The sequence below is a fragment of the Lysobacter sp. DMC97 genome, from assembly GCF_056313745.1.
Map to the genome: position 1 here is coordinate 389,727 of NZ_JBQUZR010000001.1, position 16,368 is coordinate 406,094.

The following is a 16,368-nucleotide window of genomic DNA, read 5'->3' on the forward strand; positions in this document are numbered from 1 at the left end:
GTGAGCTGAAATGAGTCGAATCGCGATCGGCGTGGCTGTAAACGTTTACATCTTGTTTCAAAAAAAATCCCCCGAGTTTCCTGTCATCGCGATCGCGCCGGAGTGCCTGCCGCGGAGGCGGCGCTGGACTCGCGCACGATCAGTTCCGGCACCAGCGGCGCCAGCGCGGCGTGCACGTCCTCGCCCGCGTAGACGTCGAGCAGCACGCGCATCGCATGCGCGCCCAGCTCGGCGATGTTCACCTGCATCGTGGTCAGCGACGGCATCACGTAACGGGCGAGCGGGATGTCGTCGAAGCCGGCCAGCGCGATGTCCTGCGGCACACGCACGCCGGCCTGGTTGAGGGCGTAGAGGCAGCCCAGCGCCATCATGTCGTTCGCGGCGAACACCGCCTGAGGCCGCGTCCCGGAGGCGAGCAGTTGCTGGCCGGCCATGTGCCCGGACGCTTCGCTGAAATCGCCGGGCAGCACGATCGGCTCGGCGGCCGGATCGGCTTCGGACAGCGCGTCGCGATACCCGCGCAGGCGTTCGTGCGCATCGAAGTTGTTCTGCGGGCCGGCGATGAAGGCGATGCGGCGATGGCCGCAGGCCAGCAGGTGCTCGACCATCCGGCGCGCGCCGCCGTAATTGTCGATGCCGAGCGCGATCTGCCCGGAGTCGATCGGTTGCGAATTGATCAGCACCGTCGGCAGCGCGGCGAGATGATCGCCGATGGCATCGAGATCGCCGGTGTGCGGCGACATCACCAGCATGCCGTCGACGCGGCCGCGCATCGCGCGCAGCGCCGCCGCCTGCTCCTCCGGGTGACCGTGGTAGCTCGACACCAGCAGGTGCAGGCCGCTCTCGCGCGCCACCTGATCGATGCCGCGCATCAGTTCGGAGAAGAATTCGCCGTGGATGTCCGGCAGCACCACGCCGATGGTGTGCGTGCGCCGGCTGCTGAGGCTGCGCGCGGCATGGTGCGGGCTGTAGCGCAGTTCGTTGGCGACCGCCAGCACGCGGCGGCGCACGGCCTCGGTGACGTTGTCGTGACCGTTCAACGCACGCGACACGGTGGCCACCGATACCTTGGCCGCCCGCGCCACGTCTCTGATCGTCACACTCGATGCCATCGCCGGCTCATGTTGACTGGAATCCCCGTGACGGCAATGTAACCGTTTTCAACAGACGGCGCAAAGTGCACGCAAGTCGTCGAACCGGCGCCGCGCCTGCGCGACACAACTCGTTGATTTCAATCGGCGATTCGAGGGAAATTCGGCGTATGCCCGCCGCGCGCGGCGATGCTGCAAAGCAGCAAAATTCCGTGCGCGATCGTGTGCGGATGGCGACGCAACGGCGGCGACACCCCGCCGCCGGGACACAGCATCGCGAGGTTCACGCATCGTCGGCGGGCGTCGCCTGGATCGACAGCGCGTGGATGTCGGTCTGCATCAGCGTGCCGAGCGCGTCGTACACCGCGCGGTGGCGCGCCAGCGGCGTCATGCCCGCGAACGCCGGGCTGGCGATGCGCACGGTGTAGTGCCCTCGCCCGTCACGCGCGCCCTCGTGACCGATGTGACGATGGCTGTCGTCGATGACCTCCAGGCGCGTCGGCGACAGCGCGGCCTGCAGACGCGCGCGAATCGCCTCGACGCGGACCTCACGCGGCAACTGGCCTTCGATGTGCCCGCCGCTCATGGCAGCACCGGCCGGAACGGGCGGACGTCGACGCGGGCGTAGACGCCGGCCTCGACATAGGGATCGGCGTCGGCCCAGGCGCGGGCGGCGTCGAGATTCTCGAATTCGGCCACCACGAGACTGCCGGTGAAGCCGGCCGGGCCCGGGTCCTCGGCGTCGATCGCGGGATGCGGACCGGCGAGGAGCAGGCGCCCGGCGTCGCGCAGCGCCTCCAGGCGCGCGAGGTGCGCCGGCCGCGCCTGCTGGCGACGCGGCAACGACTCCGGGGTGTCGTGGCCCTGGATGGCATACCACATGGCGCAGGTTCCGGAGTGCGGGGGAACGACAGGATAGTGGATCGCACGATGTCCGATCGTCGCCCGCAAAGCGCTCGGCTGGACAGCCGGCACGGCAGGCCGTACCCTTGGCCATCGTTTCGAGGCCGGCAACGGCGTATCCTCGATGGCGCAACGGAGCCCAAGGCGGCCGACCGGCGCCCCGACCGAGGTGCCCGCCGTCCCCACCTGGCCCGCGGCCCACGACCTCACCCCCGCATCGCCCTGCCGGACGCATGGGCCCGCCGGGTGCATGGTCGGAGCCTTCGATCCGCTCCGCACTCGCCGTCCCCGTCCGCACGGGCCGGCATGCGTGTTGAACCCGTCTTCACCGAACGAGCCTGCCAAACCCGCGTCGCCGGCGACCCATGGAGGGTCGGAACGACGCCCACGGCGACGCCCCGCGCATCGCGGACGCCGGCCCTGGGCCCGCCTCCCGCATCGCCACCGTCGTCCCAACGCCAATGCCATGACCCACCCGTCGCATGAGCACTGAAACCGCGCCCGCACCGGCCGAGCCCGTCGCGCACGCGCCGCAGCAGCACGAGATGGCGCTGGCGATGGTGCTCGGGCAGCCGGTGCTGCAGATCCCGCAGGACCTCTACATCCCGCCGGACGCGCTGGAAGTCATCCTCGATGCGTTCGAGGGCCCGCTCGACCTGCTGCTGTACCTGATCCGCCGCCAGAACCTCGACATCCTCGACATCCCGGTCGCGGAGATCACCAAGCAGTACGTCGAATACATCGGCGTGATGCGCGAGATGCGGTTCGAGCTGGCCGCCGAATACCTGGTGATGGCCGCCATCCTGGCCGAGATCAAGTCGCGGATGCTGCTGCCGCGACCGCCCAGCGAGGAAGGCACGGAAGACGATCCGCGCGCCGATCTCGTCCGCCGGCTGCAGGAGTACGAGCGCTTCAAGCAGGCGGCCGAGGACCTCGACACCCTGCCCCGCATGGAACGCGACACCTCGCCGGTGGCCGCGTTCGTGCCCGACCGGGCCAGCGTGAAGCTGCCGCCGCCGGTGCAGCTGAAGGAAATGCTGCTGGCCCTGCACGACGTGCTCAAGCGCGCCGAGCTGTTCACCGGGCACTCGATCAAGCGCGAGGCACTGAGCGTGCGCCAGCGCATGACCGACGTGCTGGACCGGCTGTCGAACGGCAGCTTCCACCGCTTCGAGTCGCTGTTCGAGCCGCGCGAAGGCCGGCTCGGCGTGGTGGTGACCTTCCTGTCGATCCTGGAACTGGCGAAGGAACAGCTGCTCGACATCGTGCAGGAAGCGCCGCTGGCGCCGATCTACATCAAGTCGCTCGCAATCGGCAGCGACGGCGACGTCGCCGTGCCCGAGCTGCGCAGCGAATTCGACGACGCGGTCGAACCGGCCGCGCCGGGCGACGCGCCGACGCCGGCGGCCTGAGCCGCCCCTTCCCCACACCGACCGTCCCATGGATCAAGCCCTCATCACCCGCATCGTCGAAGCCGCGCTGCTCGCGGCCCAGCAGCCGCTCACGCTGGTGCAACTGCGCGGCCTGTTCACGCTGGACGAACCCGCGCCCGAAGGCAGTCTCGAACAGGCGCTGGACGACCTCCGCATGCAGTGCGCCGATCGCGGCATCGAACTGGTGGAGACCGCGTCCGGCTACCGTTTCCAGGTGCAGGCCGACGTGCATGCCTGGGTCGCGCGCCTGTGGACCGAGCGCCAGACCAAGTACACCCGCGCCACGCTGGAAACGCTGGCGATCATCGCCTACCGCCAGCCGATCACCCGCGGCGAGATTGAGCAGGTCCGCGGCGTCGCGGTCAGCAGCAACATCATCAAGGCGCTGGAAGAACGCGAGTGGATCCGCTCGGTCGGCCATCGCGACGTGCCCGGCCGCCCGGAACTGCTGGGCACCACGCGCACCTTCCTCGACTATTTCGGCCTGAAAAGCCTCGACCAGTTGCCGCCGCTGTCCGAACTCAAGGACTTCGGCGAACTCGACCCGCAGCTGACGTTCGAGGATCCGGACGCGCCGAAACCCGGCGCCATCGAGGCCGGCACGATCGTCGCCGGCGTCACCGACGAGGCGGCGCCCGACGCATCGGACGATGCCGCCGGCGACGACGCCATGCCGTCCGAAACCGCACCCGCAACGCCTTCCGAAGCCGCGTCGCAGGACGCCGCGTCTTCCAGCACCGCCCCATCCGATGAACCCCATGACGCCGACATGGCGTCCGATACCCCACACGACGCTCTCGTCGCCGATGACGACAGCACCGGAGCCTGACATGAAAGAACACGCCCCCCGCACCCTCTCGCTCAAACGCGACGCCGCGGCCCCCGATGAAGGTCCCCGCCTCGAGGAACGCCTGCACAAGGTGCTGGCCCAGGCCGGCCTCGGCTCGCGGCGCGCGCTGGAACAGCGCATCGCCGACGGCCTGGTCAAGGTCAACGGCGAGACCGCGCTGGTCGGCATGAGCGTGAAAGGCGGCGACCGCATCGAGATCGACGGCCGCACCTTCGTCGCCAGCGCGCTGACCGAGCCGGCGCGCGTGCTGATCTACAACAAGCCCGAAGGCGAAGTGACCTCGCGCGAGGATCCCGAAGGCCGCCCGACGATCTTCGAAGCGCTGCCCGTGCTCAAGGGCGCGCGCTGGATCGCGATCGGCCGCCTCGACATCAACACCACCGGCCTGCTCCTGCTCACCACCGACGGCGAACTCGCGAACGCGATGATGCATCCGTCATCGGAGATCGCGCGCGAATACGTCTGCCGCGTCCGTGCGCCCGAAGGCGAGGACGACGTCTCCGACAAGCTCGTCGATCGCCTGCGCCGCGGCGTGGCGCTGGAAGACGGCCCGGCGAAGTTCGACGAGATCGAACGCATCGGCGGCACCGACTCGCACGACTGGTTCCGCGTCACCCTCAGCGAAGGCCGCAATCGCGAAGTGCGCCGGCTGTGGGAGTCGCAGGGATGCCAGGTCAGCCGCCTCAAGCGCATCCGCTACGGCGAGGTGACGCTGCCGCAGCCGCTGCTGCGCGGCCAGAGCCAGGAACTGCCGACCGCGCAGGTCGATGCGCTGCGCAAGAAGCTCAATCTCGAGGAAGGCCCGCCGCCGGCGCTGACGCTGCAGCCGGTGATCGGCCAGCGCAAGGCGGCCAAGTCCACCGTGCACATCGGTCGCGACGGCCGCAGCCAGGCCTACGTCAACGGCCACAACACCGCGGACGAAGGGCGCGAACTGCGTCGCTTCGACCACGTGCGCGAGGATCGCGGCCGCGGTCGCGGCGGCAAGAAGCGCGGCGACCTGACCGTGAGCGGCGAAGCCGCCGCCCGCCAGGCGCAGAACAAGCCGCTCAAGCAGCGGCGCCAGAAGGACCAGATGAAGCCGCTGCCGGACGGCAACCCGGCCGCGTTCCGCACCTGGTACGTGCCGGACGGCGTGGAAACCGGCCCGGCAGGCCACCGCAACGCCGGTCCGCGCGGCCCGAAGAAGCCCTATGGCCCGAAGGCCGGCGGCGCGGGCGGCCAACGCCAGGGCCAGCCCGGTGCGCGTCCCGCCCGTCCGTATGGGCATCCCGGCAACGCGGCCTCGTTCCCGTCGGATCACGCGAATGGCGGCGGTTACGGCGCCTTCGGCGAGCCCGGACCGCGCGGCCCGCGTCATCAAGGCCCGAAGAAGCATGGCAGCGGCCCGCGCCCCGGAGGCGGTGGCCCGCGTCCGGCAGGTAGTGGTCCACGCCCGGCAGGCAGTGGTCCGCGTCCCGCCGGCAACGGCCCGCGTCCCGCCGGCGGCCGACCGGGCGGCAGCCGCCCCGGCGGGAATGCCGGTGCGCCTCGCGGACCGCGGAACCAGGGCGGCGGCGGCCGCGGAAAAGCGCCGCAGCGCTGAAGCATCGGGCAACGAAGCGACTCGGCAACGGACGGCATTGCATCGGATGTCCGCTGCCGACGTCACGTGACGTGCCGGGAGACGTCGCGCAAGAACCGCACGCGATGCATCCCGGGGCTTCGGCTATACTGCCCGCCCGCGCCGGAATGGCGGAATCGGTAGACGCAGCGGACTCAAAATCCGCCGCCCTTAAAAGCGTGTGGGTTCGAGTCCCACTTCCGGCACCAGACAGAAAAAGGGCCAGGCATCGCTGCCTGGCCCTTCTGTTTTGTCGATGCCCCGCTCGTCGATTTCCGGGATGCAGCGGATGTGGCTATTGCACGCGTTCCGGATAGCTGCATCCCGAGTAGAGCACTTCGCAGTTCTTGGTGTGCTGCGAGCAGGCCGCAACGGCCTTCTGCTTCGCAATCCCCACCTCACTCGAGCTCCACGCGATGGATCCCGTATCACCACCAGCCAGTGCAGCACACTGGTTGTGGAACGTCTGCCTCACCCGACACGGCTTGCCTTTCGTGTGTGCGACGCACTCGCTCAGCGCACGATCGATGGCACCTTGCTCGGTCGAGAATGACAGGCCAGCACCAAAGGCGCCCTCGCCGGTAGCGATAGCACCCCAGCGTTCTTCCCACTGAGGCTCTGCCGCGGGTGGCGTCATGTCGTTGTCGTAGGCATCCGAGTCGTCACTGTCATCTTCGACGGGCGAACAAAAACTGTAGTCAGGCACCTCGTGGGAGGCGATCCGCGAATATGTACCGGGCGGACATACGACACCGGCATGCGTCTGGTCGGCGAAGGCTGCCAAGGACAACAAGACAAGTGAGCAAAAGATTTTCTTCACAACAAAAATCCCCGCTAGCAAAGTTGAAGCCTAGGCTCCCACAACAGACGCAAACCGAATGTGAATGAGATCAGTCCGAGCCTCAGACGCTCGGGGAAGCTCCGTTGTCACGCGGCGTCGAAGAAGCGCCACGTTGACCGGTCGTTTTGACCGTGTCCGCAGGAACCGCGGTATTCGTCGTACTGACACGCGAGGCCGTTGCACGGTTGAAGTTGCTCGGAGAGGGACCGCCCGAACCGAAGTCGCTCCCGGCCTCCTGGAAGTTCCTGGGCATCTGGCCACCACCTCCCATGCCACCCGAGGGCATGCGGGGAGGCGGCATGTAACCACCGCCAGCATTGCCCGGATGCTGACGCCCACCGCGCCAACCAGCACCGCCGCCAGCGGCACCCATGATCGCGGAGGACGGCGAGAAGCTACCCAGCGTGCCCGAGAAGAAATTGGCGACCATCGGGGGCGTCGTGATGATCAGCACGGTCAACAACATGCCGATGCCGCCCTGCTGCAGCGCCATCGAGTTCATGCCGTTCGAGAAGGTATTCGCATCGCCCATCACGATGGCGCCCAACAGCGCATTGGCCCAGAAGGCGCCGGCGATGGCGAGCACGGTCTTGGTAGCGATCGCGATCATGGCGGCAAGGACCGCCATCGAGAACATCGTGCCGATGCCGTAAAGCAGCCATTTCTGGAACAGCGACTTGGTCACGTCGAACAGCAGGCAGAGGATGAAGATCGGCCCCAAGCCGATGAACAGCGCCCAAGCCACCTCGTACATCAGAAGCATGGCACCGCCGACCATCGCAGGACCGGCGGTACCGACACCGATCATCCACATGTCGCGGTTCTTTTCCTGCCAGAGGTTCGGATCGTCCTCGATCTTCAGCGCGTCGATACTCGAAAGACCCAACTGCATGTAAGCCAGGTTCTTGTCGATCATGTCCTTGGGATTGGCGTCATCCTCGCCGGTGACCGCGCGGGTGATCGATCCCTGGACGTTTTCGGTCAGGAAATTGAAGATCGCCGAATTGGTCGTGGCGAAGGTCATGGCCGCCGACACGATGAGGAGTGCGCGCAGCGAGTTCATCAGGAAGGCCATGAACGACTCGCGGTTCTGGCCGGTGACGAACCGCAGGCCCTGGAAGAAGACCCAGATCGTCATGAGGACCAAGGCGATGCCGCCCGCGGTCACCGTGACGGAGCGGGACATGTTCAGTCCGAAGGCTTCGATTTCGTGGTGCAGATATTCGTAGATCAGCGTGAAGTACGCGAGATCGGCGATGGAAGCCGCCGCCGGGTGCAACAACTTGCCCAGCAACCCGCCACCTGCATCAACGAGCAATCCTGCAATCGCGTCGAACATAAAATCCTGCCCCTATCCTGTCGTTGTCCCCGGAATCTTCAGACCTGCCGCGTCCTGTCGAACGCGACCGGCGGACACGCGTAGCGCGTCCGCCGGCTCAGGCATCAATCGTCACACGAAATGTTGTTGCCGGAACGCGTGCAACGCTGGTCGCCTTCGGCGATGGTCAGCGCGCCGGCCAGCGCCGTCGTCTGGATGATGGCCCCCAGCGTCTCGTGCTTGCCCTGCAGCGCACGCCATGCCAGGCGCTTCTGCTTCGCCTTGAGCGTGGTGATCATGGCGTCGTACATCTTGAGGCGCTGTTCCGTCTGCTGGTAGTTCGCGAGCACCTGCTGGATGCCGGCCGTGGCATTGGTCTGATTGGTATCCATCGCGCCATTGCTGTTGGAACCGGAAATCTGGTTCATCTGGCGGGTGATGTCCTGCTGCGTGCCCTGCAGCAGCTTATTCATCGCATCGACCTGATCGTTGTAACGCTTGTTCTCCATCACGACGATCGCCATGCACAGCTGCCGCTGCTGGGCAACGACATCACCTTCCATGTCGATGCCGAAGCTGGAAATCAGGTCGGTGAGGATGTTGCCGCCGCCCGGGCAGGCGTCCGACACGCCTTCGCTTTCCGGCACCTTCTGGAACTGCTGGCCGAAGGAAAGGATCGACTGGCGGAACACCTGGTCGAGCTGGGTGAGCTGCTGCAGCATGTGCTGGTAGTCGCGCGCCTGATGCGTCGCGTCCTGGATCTTCGACGCGTAGGTGTTGATCTGATTCATGTACGCCTGAATCTGATTCATGATGTGCGTACCCATGTTGCCGACGTCCGTCACGGGAATGCCGGCGCCGGCATTACCCGCCACGAATGCGCAGGCCAGCGCCAAGGTCGCCATGAACGGAGCCTTGCGGGCAGTACGGGAACGGGTCTGGATCTTCACGAGGCACCTCCGGTGTGTGCTGGGCCTGTAACGGATGGGAAAGCGGATGAACCTGAATGCAATTTGTATCTAATATAACGCGTTAAAACGGGATTTCGGTCACGAAGTCAACCACCAACCGCCCGGCGGCCGTCTCCGGAAGGCTGAGCGGCGCGCTTGCCCGACCCCTTGCGGCCGGCGTAGAAGTCGTCCAGCCAGTCTTCGGGCTTCAGGTCGTTGACCACGACGCCCTTCTGCTGGGCCTTCTCGTCGAGCAGGCGATGCAGGATTTCGATGTTGTCGGTCGAGGCCGAAATGACCGCCAGGGCATCGTCCATGCCGCGCAGGTTCAACTGGCAGACGCTGGAGGCATGGCCCTGCTTGACCAGGAAGCAGCGGGAGCGCTCGTCGAGGCCCTTGACCACCTGGTACTCGGCTTCGGTCAGCTTGAGGCCTTCGATGTAGTCTTCCTGGCTGGCGTTGGGGTTCGGCAGCAGGATCATGGTCGCGGTCTGTTCGATCAGCGCGGCCGAGATCGAGCTCTTCAGCGCGTCTTCCGGGCTCTGGGTCGCGAAGATGCCGAGACCGTTCTGCTTACGGATGGTCTTCTGCTTGTTCTTCGCGAACTCCTTCAGGCCGCCCTCGCCGTCCAGGATCTTCCAGAATTCGTCCATCACGTAGATCAGCGGACGGCCGTCGATCAGTTCCTCCAGGCGGTGCAGGAGGTAGTTGATGACCGGGACGCGCACTTCCGGATTGTCGATGACGTCGGTGTAGTCGAACCCGATGATGTTGGCCTTCTGCAGGTCGATCGTGTCGACCGGGTTGTCGAAGACCCAGCCCAGCGAACCGGCGTTGGTCCACTTGCGCATGCGGGCGAAGAGGCCGTCGTCGCCCATGTTGGGCAGGCTCTTCTGGAAGTTGGTCATGCTGCGCAGGTGCATCGGCGTGTCGAGCATGTTCTCCACGGCGCGAAAGATGTCTTCCTCGTCGCGGGAGGTGTACTGCTTCTTGCCGACCAGCACCTTGATCAGGTCGGCCAGGAACTGCACGTTCGCTTCGTTGCGCTCGCACTGGAAGGGATTGAAGCCGGTGGGCTGGCCGTTCTCGAGCGCGAGGTAGTTGCCGCCGCAGGCGCGGACGAAGATCTCGGCGCCGCGGTCCTTGTCGAAGAAGAAGATCGTGGGCGACGGGGTGTACTTCTGCACCTGGCTGAGCAGGAAGTTGATCAGCGCGGTCTTGCCGGTACCGGACTTGCCGATGACCATCGTGTTCGCGATCGCCTTCTCGCCGAGCGAATTCTCGGCGGGATGGGTCGCATGGAAATTGAAGTAGTAGGGCTGGCCGTTGGTGGTCTGCAGCGTGGTGACGCACTCGCCCCACGGGTTGTTGTCGCGCTTGCCCGAGGCGAAGTTGTGCAGCGGCGACAGGCCGAGGAAGTTCAGCGAGCTGACGTTGGCGATGCGCGTGCGGAACTTCCAGTTCGTCGGCAGCTGCGAATAGAACGACGAGGCGACCGCCAGGTCCTCCTTCGACGACACGAAGCCGGCGTTGGACAGTTCCGCGCGCGTGGTGGCCACGCGCTGCGCCAGCGACTCCTGGCTCTCCGCGTACACGGTCATGATGAAGTGGTACTCGCCGAGCACGAAGTTGCCGGACGACAACTGGTCCATGGCGTAGTCGAGTTCGACGATCTGGGTGACCGCCTTGTCGCCCGACGAGATCATCATGCCCTTGGTGCGTTCGAGCACCTTCAGCGCGTCCTGCCGGCCCATCGGGCTGAAGGAATGCGTGAGGACGTACTCGAAGTCGAGGTACTTCAACCCGTTGAGGATGCCGGGGAAGGTGCCGTCGACGTATTCCTTGACGTTGAGGATGGCGCCGAAATGGTTGGCGCCGTTCGGCGTGTTGATGACGAAGTCGCCGCTCTTCGAGGAAAACATGTGCCGGCTGACCGGCAGGTAGTTGTAGATCGGCGCGTGCAGCACCGGCACCGGCTCCTCGATGCGGTTCATGATGAACCCGAGGAATTCGAGCGTTTCCGAGAACACCACGCCGTTGGCGCCTTCGTACATGCCGAGGCGGTAGGGCGAGTAATCCTTGATCACGGCCTCGACGTTGCCGGCGAGTTCGTGCAGCTTCGCGATCGACTGCTCCTCCTCCGCCTTCAGACGGGCGTGCTCGGCGGTCTTCTCCATCAGTCGCTTGTTGCCCACCACGGGGCGATAGATCATGGTCAGATACAGGTCGTTCTGCATGATCTTCTGCGAGGAAAGCGCGCCGTAGTAGGCGTCGGACATTTCCTGGTTGAAGCGCTGCCGGAACTGGCTCTTGACGTTGACGCGCCGGCGGCGGCGGATGTCGTGGACCCAGAAGGCGACGTTCACGAAGTCCGGCGCGCGCAGGGTCTGCAGCAGCCGGTTGAACGTGTTGTGGCGATGTTCGATCTCCCACTCCTCGCGGCCGACGAACGGCAAGCCCTCGAGGTGCCACGAGAGCAGGTAGTCACCGTCCCGGGTCTTGATGATCGAGGGAGAGACGTGCGACGAGAACGGGACGAACTCGCTGATGGAAGTGTCTGGATTGAACATGCGCTGGAAGAATCCGGGCTTGGCGTTGGAACGATGACACGGGGATGGAACGGACAGCCGGAGGCCTGGGAGCCCGGGCTGTTGCGTGATCCATGAGCCGACGCCGGAATGTTCCGATGTTCCGGTATCCGCCGGCCGGCCCCTGGAAGCCGCCGAGCCGGGTTCGCTTGCACGAACCCGGCCCGACGTCGATCAAGCTTTCGCGGTCGCCTTCGCGGCCCGCTTGTCTGGCCCGGTCATCCTCCCGCTGAGGATGAAGGGTCCGGACATCCTGCGCTTCGAGCCCGGACGCGACAAGCGGTAGGCATTGGGGGAAAACACCCACATTCCCCCATGGTCCTTGACGTTGCGCGCCCGCATCTTGAACTGCAGGTTCAGACCGAGCAGACGGAAGATCATTTCGTCCCGCCGCGCCATCTGCCGCATCACGTAGATCACGACGGGCATCAGGAGCAGGTATTGCAGACCGAAATAAAATCCCATCAACAGCGTACCACCCGCCCCGATGAAGAAGGGGATGTACGGCACCCCCATGAACATGGCGGGGCGGGTGCAGCCGCGAAAGAGCACGTTCTTATGCATGGAGGACCGGCAGGGTGTTCATGATCATCGCGGTGCAGTCGGAGTCGGCGGTGGCGCCGTCGCCCAGCAGCAGCATGCCGGCGATCTGGCTGGCCGCACCGATCAGCAGGCCACCGATCAGGATCGGCGCCACGTCCGAGATGCGCTTGTGCGCGAACGCGATCTGGTAGCCGGCGATGATCACCGCGATCGTCACGATCGCGACCGAGGCCATGTTCAGCAGGCCGCGGACGTCGTTGAAGAAGCCGCAGACGCGCTGGTCGGCGCCTTCGAAGGTCTGGGCGAACAGCACGTTCGGCACGGCGAGGACCGCGACGAAGAGGGCCGCCATGAGGAACGAGGAAATGCGGCGGCTGGTCTGGTGGTTGGACTTCATGATTGAACTCTCCTGGGTTGAACCGGTAGGGGACTGTGATGGAACGAGGAGTGGAGCCTGCGTCTTGATCCCGGCCGGCTAACCCTCCGCACGGACGGTGCGGAAAACGCCAGATCGGAGTCGGGAACCACGGCCACCGGGGCTCCGGCGGCCGTGGTTCCGATGCGGTTTGTCGCGACGACCGATCCCGAGGCCGATCAGGCGACGATCGGGAGCGCGTTGACGATCATCGCGGTGCAATCGGAATCGGCGGTGGCGCCATCGCCCAGCAGCAGCATGCCGGCGATCTGGCTGGCCGCACCGATCAGCAGGCCGCCGATCAGGATCGGCGCCACGTCCGAGATGCGCTTGTGCGCGAACGCGATCTGGTAGCCGGCGATGATCACCGCGATCGTCACGATCGCGACCGAGGCCATGTTCAGCAGGCCGCGGATGTCGTTGAAGAAGCCGCAGACACGCTGGTCGGCACCTTCGAAGGTCTGGGCGAACAACACATTCGGCACGGCCAGGACCGCGACGAACAGGGCCGCCATCAGGAACGAAGAAACACGGCGGTTGGTCTGGCTGGAAACTTTCATTGACTTGCTCTCCTTTGGTGTCAGAGTCGGAACGGTGTTGCCTGGGGCTTTGGTCTGCCCGAACCCGTCACGCAACGGGGCCGGACACGGGGGTGAAAGGTCAGAAGACGAAGGCATCGTCCTGTTTCGGGTCGCTGATCACGAAGGCCTTGTCCGAGCCGCGCTCGCGACGTTTCGGTGCGGCGGCATCGGGCGCCGGCGCGGCATCCGCGACGACGGCCCGGGCCGGGCCGGCGACACTGGCGGTGGGCACGGCGCGCCCCATGGGCGCTGCCGCCGCCATCGTGTCTGCAGCGGGAACGGGCGTGGGGACGGCACGGAGGACCGCGGTCGCGGGCGCCGGCTCTTCCTGCATTTGCGGCGGCGCGGACGCTTCGGCAGAGGCCACGACGGACTCGAACCGCGACGGCACCGGCTCGGCGCGCGACGGGCGCGCTGGTGCGGCGGCCGCCGACGCGATGCCGGCGCTGGTCGGCGCAGGCGCGCCCTCGGCGCCGGAGGATCCGGGGGTGTACAGGGGGAACCGGCTGACCGGGACCGAGCGCCGCGCCGCACGCCCGACGACCTCGATGGCCGGGGAGCCCGAGTCGGCATCGGCCGCACGGCCCTGCCGCAGCGAGGCGTAGATCTTCTGGACGTAGCCGTGCCGGAACCCGGTGGAGAAGTTGCCGGAGTAGTAGCAGCTGAAGGACTTGCCCCAGTCGCCCGAAGCGCGGTGGTAGCACTCCGCGAGGATCTTCGAGCCGGCCGTCAGGTTGGTGCAGGGCTCGAAGGCCTTTTCGTACGAATCGATGCCGTACTTGCCGAGGTTGTAGCGATTGACCTGGGCGAGACCGAGGGAGAAGTTGAAGCCGCGGCCTTCCAGCATGCGGACGGTGGCGAGGGCTTCGGGCAGGTTGCGGGGCTGGCGCACGAGGCGGCCGCCCACCACGCCGATGGCGTAGGGATTGAACGCCGACTCCACCTGCACCACGTGGTGCATGACTTCGTTCGGCACGGACAGCCCTTGGCAGCCCATCAGCTCCATTCCCGGCAACAAGGCGCCCCCCTCCCTCCAGCGACTGCATCCATCCTGCAGCGATAGTGATCGATATGACGGGACATGCCCGACGTCTCCATTTCCCCTCGGCAATAGTCCACAGCGCCGGCAGCACTGTCAACGAAACTTGCGAGACAATCATACCTGAAAGCATGCATTGCGTCTCAGATTTGGCTCTCAACGCACGCCGGCGTATCCAAATCGGGCACGACATCGTATGCGCTCGAGACGGTTGCGGCAGCCCCCTGCCGATGCCGTAAGATCGCCTTCCGTCGAAAGGGGATGCACGGCATGGCGCGGGCGCTGGAAACGGTTGCAACTGAAACGATTCCGCGCACGGCCTCGCCTTTCCGTTTCCGCTTCGGTCGGACGCCCCTTCCCGACGGCCGCGCAGGGGCGGAACGCCGCCCGATGACGCCCTCGTCCCGGTCCGCCGGACACCGCCGCCCTTCCCTCTTCCGGATCCCTGGGTCTTCGCAGGACGCCACGCCGTGAGCAACGACTCCTCCAACACCAAGGCCAAAGTGGCCTTCCTCGGCGTCCTGCTGGTCGCCGCCATCGCCATGGGCCTCTACCTGTCGGGCTACATCGTCCTGATGATGCTGAAGCTCCATGGCAGCAAGCCGCACTGGAACACCTGGCTGACCTACTTCCAGGCCATCCACCAGCCGCAGGTCCTGCCCTACGCCAAGAAGATCAAGATGGCCGGCGCGATCGGCTTCGGCCTGCCGATCGGCGGCTGGCTGGTGCTGACGATCATGGCCCTGATCCCGAAGCAGCGCGCGCTGCACGGCGACGCCCGCTTCGCGACCGGCGGCGACCTGGCCGCGAAGGACATGTTCAAGCCGCACAAGAACGGCATCGTCGTCGGCAAGTTCGGCGGCAAGCTGGTGCGGCTGGGCGGCCAGCAGTTCGTGATCCTCGCCGCGCCGACCCGCTCGGGCAAGGGCGTGGGCATCGTGATCCCGAACCTGCTGGACTACCAGGAATCGATGGTGGTCCTGGACATCAAGCAGGAAAACTTCGACCTGACCAGCGGCTGGCGCGCCAGCGTCGGCCACGAGATCTTCCTGTTCAACCCGTTCGCCGAGGACCGCCGCAGCCATCGCTGGAACCCGCTGACGTACGTCTCGAACGACCCGGCGTTCCGCGTGTCCGACCTGATGAGCATCGCGGCGATGCTCTATCCGGACGGCGCCGAGGACCAGAAGTTCTGGGTGAGCCAGGCCCGCAATGCGTTCATGGCCTTCTCGCTGTACCTGTTCGAGAAGTACGACGACGACCAGAAGATCGGCTTCCCGTTCTCCAAGCCGCCGACCATCGGCGCGATCTATCGCCTGTCCGCCGGCGACGGCAAGCAGGAACTCAAGCCGTTCCTCAAGGACCTGTCGCAGCGGCCGTTCCTCAGCAGCCATGCCAAGACCGCGTTCGCCGGCATGCTGTCGCAGGCGGACGAGACCTTCGCGTCGATCCTCGGCACCTTCAAGGAGCCGCTGAACGCCTGGATCAACCCGATCCTCGACGCGGTGACCAGCGCCGACGACTTCCTGCTCACCGACGTGCGCAAGAAGAAGATGACGATCTACATCGGCATCCAGCCGAACAAGCTGGCCGAGAGCCGGCTGATCATCAACCTGTTCTTCAGCCAGCTCATCAACATCAACACCAAGGAGCTGCCGCAGAACAACAAGGAGCTGAAGCACCAGTGCCTGCTGCTGATGGACGAGTTCACCTCCATCGGCAAGGTCGACATCATCTCCACCGCGGTCTCGTACATGGCGGGCTACAACATCCGCCTGCTGCCGATCATCCAGAGCATGTCGCAGCTGGACGCGACCTACGGCAAGGACCTGTCGCGCACGATGATCACCAACCATGCGCTGCAGATCGTCTACGCACCGCGCGAGCAGCAGGACGCCAACGACTACTCCGAGATGCTCGGCTACACCACCGTGCGCAAGGACAGCTTCACCCGCGGCCGCGAATTCAGCCGCAGCGAGTCCGAGGAACGCCGCGCGCTGATGCTGCCGCAGGAACTGAAGGCGATCGGCTTCGACAAGGAAATCTTCTTCTACGAAGGCATCCCGTTCCCGGTGATGTGCGACAAGATCAAGTACTTCCAGGACAAGTACTTCACCCAGCGCCTGCTGCCGGCGGTGAAGGTCGCGCCGATGGAAATCAAGCTCTGACGGTACCGGTTCCGGCACCGTCCGGATGCGGGCGCCGGTCGCGCC

General features: G+C 65.9%; 15 protein-coding genes, 1 tRNA gene and 1 pseudogene. 5 read left to right on the forward strand and 12 right to left on the reverse strand.

Translation table 11 applies throughout. The features are described 5' to 3' along the window. Positions 1-83: 83 nt before the first annotated feature. From ACT53Q_RS01250 to ACT53Q_RS01265, 4 genes are all read right to left on the reverse strand, one after another. Positions 84-1,112, reverse strand: coding sequence for a LacI family DNA-binding transcriptional regulator (locus ACT53Q_RS01250; RefSeq protein WP_476184847.1), 1,029 nt, complete (start codon positions 1,110-1,112; stop codon positions 84-86). Between the two features lie 119 nt (positions 1,113-1,231). Beyond that, positions 1,232-1,378 carry a hypothetical protein gene (locus ACT53Q_RS01255; RefSeq protein WP_476184848.1) on the reverse strand — a complete coding sequence of 49 codons (147 nt, stop codon included), beginning with the start codon at positions 1,376-1,378 and terminating at the stop codon, positions 1,232-1,234. Continuing rightward, positions 1,375-1,677 carry a BolA family protein gene (locus ACT53Q_RS01260; protein WP_476184849.1) on the reverse strand — a complete coding sequence of 101 codons (303 nt, stop codon included), beginning with the start codon at positions 1,675-1,677 and terminating at the stop codon, positions 1,375-1,377. Before ACT53Q_RS01260 ends, ACT53Q_RS01255 begins: the two co-directional genes overlap by 4 nt. Beyond that, on the reverse strand, positions 1,674-1,973 hold the full coding sequence (locus tag ACT53Q_RS01265) for a YciI family protein (protein ID WP_476184850.1): 300 nt from the start codon (positions 1,971-1,973) through the stop codon (positions 1,674-1,676). The genes ACT53Q_RS01260 and ACT53Q_RS01265 overlap by 4 nt, the downstream gene beginning before the upstream one ends. 503 nt (positions 1,974-2,476) lie before the next feature. On the opposite strand from ACT53Q_RS01265, the gene ACT53Q_RS01270 reads away from it, so the two are divergent. From ACT53Q_RS01270 to ACT53Q_RS01285, 4 genes are all read left to right on the forward strand, one after another. Then, on the forward strand, positions 2,477-3,406 hold the full coding sequence (locus ACT53Q_RS01270; RefSeq protein ID WP_476184851.1) for a segregation and condensation protein A: 930 nt from the start codon (positions 2,477-2,479) through the stop codon (positions 3,404-3,406). A 28-nt stretch (positions 3,407-3,434) separates the two neighbouring features. Beyond that, the gene (scpB, locus tag ACT53Q_RS01275) at positions 3,435-4,256 is read left to right on the forward strand and encodes an SMC-Scp complex subunit ScpB (protein WP_476184852.1); all 822 of its coding nucleotides are present in this window, start codon (positions 3,435-3,437) and stop codon (positions 4,254-4,256) included. Position 4,257: 1 nt separating this feature from the next. Beyond that, complete coding sequence (locus ACT53Q_RS01280; protein WP_476184853.1) at positions 4,258-5,862, forward strand: pseudouridine synthase; 1,605 nt, start codon at positions 4,258-4,260, stop codon at positions 5,860-5,862. Between the two features lie 140 nt (positions 5,863-6,002). Beyond that, positions 6,003-6,089, forward strand: a tRNA-Leu gene (locus tag ACT53Q_RS01285). An 86-nt stretch (positions 6,090-6,175) separates the two neighbouring features. Here the strand turns inward: ACT53Q_RS01285 and ACT53Q_RS01290 are convergent. The 8 genes and pseudogenes from ACT53Q_RS01290 to ACT53Q_RS01325 all read right to left on the reverse strand — a co-directional run bounded on the left by ACT53Q_RS01290 (position 6,176) and on the right by ACT53Q_RS01325 (position 14,122). Further along, on the reverse strand, positions 6,176-6,700 hold the full coding sequence (locus tag ACT53Q_RS01290; protein ID WP_476184854.1) for a DUF4189 domain-containing protein: 525 nt from the start codon (positions 6,698-6,700) through the stop codon (positions 6,176-6,178). Between the two features lie 82 nt (positions 6,701-6,782). Continuing rightward, positions 6,783-8,060, reverse strand: coding sequence for a TrbL/VirB6 family protein (locus ACT53Q_RS01295; protein ID WP_476184855.1), 1,278 nt, complete (start codon positions 8,058-8,060; stop codon positions 6,783-6,785). 104 nt (positions 8,061-8,164) lie between these two features. Further along, positions 8,165-8,989 carry a hypothetical protein gene (locus ACT53Q_RS01300; RefSeq protein WP_476184856.1) on the reverse strand — a complete coding sequence of 275 codons (825 nt, stop codon included), beginning with the start codon at positions 8,987-8,989 and terminating at the stop codon, positions 8,165-8,167. Positions 8,990-9,096: 107 nt separating this feature from the next. Then, positions 9,097-11,559, reverse strand: a complete 2,463-nt coding sequence (locus ACT53Q_RS01305; protein WP_476184857.1) for a VirB4 family type IV secretion/conjugal transfer ATPase — start codon at positions 11,557-11,559, stop codon at positions 9,097-9,099. A 273-nt stretch (positions 11,560-11,832) separates the two neighbouring features. After that, positions 11,833-12,141: pseudogene (locus ACT53Q_RS01310) on the reverse strand (VirB3 family type IV secretion system protein); the annotation flags it as partial. Continuing rightward, positions 12,134-12,517, reverse strand: coding sequence for a TrbC/VirB2 family protein (locus ACT53Q_RS01315; protein ID WP_476184858.1), 384 nt, complete (start codon positions 12,515-12,517; stop codon positions 12,134-12,136). The pseudogene ACT53Q_RS01310 and the gene ACT53Q_RS01315, both read right to left, overlap by 8 nt. A 197-nt stretch (positions 12,518-12,714) precedes the next feature. After that, positions 12,715-13,095 (reverse strand): TrbC/VirB2 family protein, encoded by a 381-nt coding sequence (locus ACT53Q_RS01320; protein WP_476184859.1) that lies wholly within the window; start codon positions 13,093-13,095, stop codon positions 12,715-12,717. A gap of 100 nt (positions 13,096-13,195) precedes the next feature. Continuing rightward, entirely contained in the window at positions 13,196-14,122 is a 927-nt protein-coding gene (locus tag ACT53Q_RS01325; protein WP_476185155.1) for a lytic transglycosylase domain-containing protein, read from the reverse strand. Between the two features lie 575 nt (positions 14,123-14,697). Between ACT53Q_RS01325 and ACT53Q_RS01330 the strand changes: the two genes are divergently transcribed. Beyond that, complete coding sequence (locus tag ACT53Q_RS01330; RefSeq protein ID WP_476185156.1) at positions 14,698-16,323, forward strand: type IV secretory system conjugative DNA transfer family protein; 1,626 nt, start codon at positions 14,698-14,700, stop codon at positions 16,321-16,323. The last annotated feature ends 45 nt before the right edge of the window (positions 16,324-16,368 follow it).